Origin of the sequence: Tabrizicola sp., assembly GCF_031377265.1 — a bacterium.
GTDB lineage: Bacteria > Pseudomonadota > Alphaproteobacteria > Rhodobacterales > Rhodobacteraceae > JAUYQR01.
On the sequence record NZ_JANMET010000110.1, the window covers coordinates 1 to 4879 of the forward strand.

Here is a 4879-nt window from a genome sequence, read left to right on the forward strand (position 1 = left end):
ACAACCTTGCCCCTTGGCCACCACCACCTCGACACCCAGCCGCGTTAGCAGCCGGATCGTGGCATTGTTGATATCGGTGTTCAGCGCCTTTTGCGCACAACCGGTCATCAGCGCCACGCGCATCCGGCGCTGGCCAACCGCCTGAAAGACCTGGGGATCGTCGTTGCGGCTGACCGGCGGCAGGCGGGCCGGTGCCATGTCGAGCATAGCGCGCAGCCGGGCATCGGGCACCAGCCGCCGCAGCGGTTTGGCCAGACGCGCCGCGAACAATGCCAACCGGAACCGCCCCGGATAGGGGATCACCCGCGCCAGCACCGCGCGCAGCATCCGGTCCACGAACGGCCGCTGGTAGGTGGCCTCGATATACTCGCGGGCCTGGTCCACCAGATGCATGTAATGCACCCCGGACGGGCAGGTGGTCATGCAGGCCAGACAAGACAGACACCGGTCGATATGCTTGACCGTCAGCGCATCGGCCGGGCGACCCTTCTCCAACATGTCCTTGATCAGGTAGATCCGGCCGCGCGGGCTGTCCAGCTCGTCGCCCAGCACCTGATAGGTGGGACATGTCGCCGTGCAGAACCCGCAATGCACGCAGGTGCGCAAGATCTCGTTCGATCGGGCGATGGCAGGCTCGCGCAACTGCTCGGGGGTGAAAACCGTTTGCATCAGCCCATCATCCCCTGGTTCAGAATTCCGCGCGGGTCGAACTGCGCCCTCAGGCCGGTCGACAGCCGCGCCAAGGCCGGCTCCTCAGGCGGAAACGCCGGGCCATCACCGCTGCCCCGTACCCGCGTGGCGTGCCCCCCCGGCAGCGCGCCGCGAATGGTCGCCGCCGGTGTCGCCTCATCCACCAGCAGCCACACCAGCCCACCGGCCCAGTCCATCACCACATCCCGCGTCACCGGGCCCAGCGCCGCTAAAACCCCCGGCGCATCGGAAGGCTTCACCGACAGCCGCCACACCGCCCCCGCCACCCCGGCAAAGGCCGACACGTCACGAATGCCGCGCCACAGCGCCGCGCCCTCGATCCGCTCCCAACCGGGACCCAACCTCTCAGCCAGCGCACCGGCACGGTACGCGACCGATCCCGCCAGCCCCTCAACCCTGATCAGCGCCCCGCCGCCCGGCGTCCACGCCGCACCAGACACGTCAAAGGGCGACCCCATCGCCGCTGCCAATGCAGCGACAGCCGCCGCCGCATCCAGACCCTTGCAGCACAGCGTCGCTTCCGCCTCGGGCACCGCTTGCACCTTGAAGCTGACCTCGCTCAGCACCCCCAGCGTGCCTTGCGACCCCGCCATCAGCTTGACCAGATCATAGCCGGTGACATTCTTCATCACCCGCCCGCCGTTCTTCACGATCACGCCCGCACCATCGATGAACCGCACGCCCAGCAGGCTGTCGCGGGCGGCCCCGACCTGCACCCGGCGCGGCCCGCTGGCATTGGCCGCCACCACGCCACCAATGGTCGACCCCCCCTCGCGCCCCAACAGCCCGCGCAGGTCCGGCACCTCGAAGGCCAGCCGCTGCCGCTCGCCCGCCAGCACCGCCTCGACCTCTGCCACCGGCGTCCCCGCCCGCACCACCAGCGTCAGCGCCCCCGGCTCATACAACTCCACGCCCGCCAGCCCGCCGGTTTCCAGCACCACACCGGGTGCCAAGCCAATAGCGCGCGTCCCACCGCCGCGCACCACAACCGGCCCCGCTGCCGCACGGATCGCTTCCGCCAGCTCTGTCTCGTTTCCCGGCCGCATGGGCTTCCTCTTCTCCAAATATCCCGGGGGTGCGGGGGCTGGCCCCCGCTCCGCCAGGTCAGGCATCCCGCCGCGCGGCCGTCACCGCCAGTGGAAACACCTTCGCGGGGTTCAACAGCCATTTCGGGTCGAACACGTCCTTCACCCGCATCTGCGCCTCCATATCAGCGCCGGAAAACTGCACACCCATCAGATCGCGCTACTCGATCCCCACGCCATGCTCGCCGGTCAGACAGCCGCCGACCTCGACACACAGCTTCAAAACTTCGGCCCCGAACCGCTCGCAGGTTTCCAGATCGCCGGGCTTGTTCGCATCATACAGGATCAAGGGGTGCATGTTGCCATCCCCGGCATGGAACACATTGCCCACCGCCAACCCAAAGTCCTTCGACATCTCGCCAATCCGGCGCAACACGAACGGCAGGCTCGACACCGGGATGGTGCCATCGAGACACATGTAATCGGAAATCTTGCCAATCGCGCTGAACGCCGACTTGCGGCCCAGCCAGATGCGTTTGGCCTGCGCCTCATCCGCCGCCTCGATCAGGGCGACAGGATTGTGGCGCAGCGCAATCGCCTTGATCAGCGCCAGCTGCTCGTCGATCTCTGCCCCCGATCCCTCGACTTCGACGATCAGCAATGCCTCGCAATCGGGGTATCCGGCATGGGCGAACTCTTCGCAGACCCGGATCAGCATCCGGTCCATGAACTCGATGGCCACCGGCAGAACACCCGCCTTGATGATGTCGGCAACACAAGCCCCGGCGACCTCGCTCTGGTCAAAACCCAGCAACATCGGCCGCGCGCCCTCGGGCTTTGGCAGGATGCGCAACCACGCCTCGGTCACCACGCCCAATTGCCCTTCGGACCCGCAGACCACGCCCAACAGGTCAAGCCCCCCGGCATCGCTCCACGGCCCGCCGATCTCGACCACCGTGCCGTCCATCTGCACCAGTGTGACACCCAAGAGGTTATTCGTTGTCACCCCGTACTTCAGGCAATGCGCCCCGCCCGAATTCATTGCGATATTGCCAGCAATCGCACAAGCCAGCTGGCTGGAAGGATCGGGCGCGTAAAAGAATCCATCCGCCTCCACCGCGCCCGTCACGCTCAGATTGGTGCGCCCCGATTGCACGCGGATAAAGCGGTTGGCGTAATCCGTCTCCAGCACTGCATTCATCCGTGCCACACCAAGGATCACGCAATCCGCCGTCGGCAATGCCCCGCCCGCCAAACTGGTGCCAGAGCCGCGCGGCACCACTGGCACACCCTCCTCGAAACACACCCGCAGCACGGCAGAAACCTCTGCCGTACTGCGCGGCAGAACCGCCACCATTGGCGGGCAGCGATAGGCGCTGAGCGCGTCGCACTCATACACGCGCACCTCCGCCTCGTCCTCGATCACCGCATCGGCGGGCAGAACCTGACGCAGGCGCGCCACGATCCGCGCTTTGCCCGACAGCACGGCCCGGTTTGGCAGCGGCATGTCCATGATCGACGCCTCCTGATGATTGGTAAAGAATTATAACCAATTTTGCCCGATGACAAGGGCAAACGCGCCCCATACTGTCGCGGCCATGGACATTCTCGCCCACCTCGGCCCGTTCGCCCCGCTTGATGCGGCGGCTGTGGGGTTTATCGTTGTGGTCTGGCTGCTGACCGGATGGCTGACCGAACACCCGCCCACCCAGCGACCTTCCGTGACGGTCCTGATGGAGGATTATCGCCGCGACTGGATGCGCGCCTTCGTCACCCGCCAGCCACGCATCTTCGATGGCACCGTGATCGAAAGCCTTCGGCAGGGCACCGCGTTCTTCGCGTCCGCCTCGCTGATCGCGATCGGAGGCGGGTTGGCGATGATCGGCAACGTGGGCACGGTGACCAACCTCGCGGGCGCGCTCAGCATCGAAGCAAACCCCGCCGCAGTGCCGCTGAAAATCCTGCTGGTTGTGGGCTTTCTGTCCAACGCGCTGCTGAAATTCGTCTGGTCGAACCGGCTCTTTGGCTATTGCTCGATCCTGATGGCGGCCGTGCCAAACGATTCGACTGATCCCTTGGCCTATCACCGCGCCTCGCAGGCCGCAGAGATCAACATCACCGCCGCGCGCAGCTTCAACAGCGGCTTGCGTTCCATCTACTTCGCCCTCGCGGCGCTCGGGTGGCTGATCGGTCCGCTCGGCCTGGTGCTTGCCACGCTGGCGGCGGCCTCGGTCCTCATTCGCCGCGAATTCGCCTCGCGCTCCCGGGTGGTGATGCTGAACCGTTAGCCATCCACCACATTGACTGATACGGCCCGTCGCTGGCCTTCGGTCAGTTTTTCCGCAACAAACCGCACCGCGACACTGAGCCTCAAGGGCTTTCGCAACTCCTCGCCAACCTGCAGGCCCCCCGCCTTCTGCATCGCCTGCAGTTCGGATCGCGACAGCCTCAATCCGCCCGCCAACAGCCGATCCAGCCGGTGGCCGGTCGCAACCTCGGCCACAATGCACAGCTCGATGACCGACCACTGCTGCTGCCAAATGCTGACCGACTTGATGATCCTCACTTCCGCCGGGGTATCGATCTGGTTGCAATGCCTTTTCAGCAACCCGACATCCATCTCCAGTTTTCTGACCCACTCGGGATCACTGCCGTGCATGGCCTGAAGGTCGGCCGCAGCAATCGATGCAACTGGCACGCGCGCAAGAACCGGCAGGTTCCACGTTCGGTCGCAGGCTTGGCATTTGTATATCAGCCATGCATCGAGCCGCCTTCCGTTGGCGTTCAGCCTGATCTTGCCGCTTGACCGAAACAGGCGGGCCCGCCCGCAAGTGCTGCAGTTCCTTTTCGGGCGGGGTGGGGTGACGGGATCCACCCGCCAGACGACAGTAACGATACCAGTCATGTTGCCGTGGCCTTCCAGCTGGAAGTTCGCCACGGCGACAGCAGAGATCACCCGATACGGGTGCGGACTGGCAGGGGGTCAGGGGGACGGCAGGGTCAGTCAGACCACATCCGGGCGCAAGATTTGCAACGCCAATCCGGTCTGAGGCCATCCACCCGGCGAACGCTTCACGCGCCCGAAACGCGGTTCGCGTTTCTGGCGCAGGTTCGGGTGTTGCTGCTCGGACCGGACGTTACGA

At 65.6% G+C, this 4879-nt stretch carries 4 protein-coding genes and 1 pseudogene; 1 reads left to right on the top strand and 4 read right to left on the bottom strand.

The annotated features are described in order from the left end of the window. The 3 genes and pseudogenes from RMO18_RS06315 to RMO18_RS06325 all read right to left on the bottom strand — a co-directional run. Positions 1–669, bottom strand: a 669-nt coding sequence (locus tag RMO18_RS06315) for a 4Fe-4S dicluster domain-containing protein (RefSeq protein WP_309664637.1), incomplete at its 3' end; no start/stop codon positions are given. Further along, on the bottom strand, positions 669–1757 hold the full coding sequence (locus RMO18_RS06320; protein ID WP_309664638.1) for an FAD-binding protein: 1089 nt from the start codon (positions 1755–1757) through the stop codon (positions 669–671). The genes RMO18_RS06315 and RMO18_RS06320, both read right to left, overlap by 1 nt. Before the next feature lie 58 nt (positions 1758–1815). Beyond that, positions 1816–3249: pseudogene (locus RMO18_RS06325) on the bottom strand (FAD-linked oxidase C-terminal domain-containing protein). Between the two features lie 85 nt (positions 3250–3334). On the opposite strand from RMO18_RS06325, the gene RMO18_RS06330 reads away from it, so the two are divergent. Continuing rightward, entirely contained in the window at positions 3335–4024 is a 690-nt protein-coding gene (locus tag RMO18_RS06330) for a DUF599 domain-containing protein (RefSeq protein ID WP_309664639.1), read from the top strand. Here the strand turns inward: RMO18_RS06330 and RMO18_RS06335 are convergent. Then, a complete protein-coding gene (locus tag RMO18_RS06335; RefSeq protein ID WP_309664640.1) occupies positions 4021–4692 on the bottom strand; it encodes a DUF1062 domain-containing protein in 672 nt (223 codons plus the stop codon). The genes RMO18_RS06330 and RMO18_RS06335 overlap by 4 nt on opposite strands. Positions 4693–4879 lie beyond the last annotated feature (187 nt).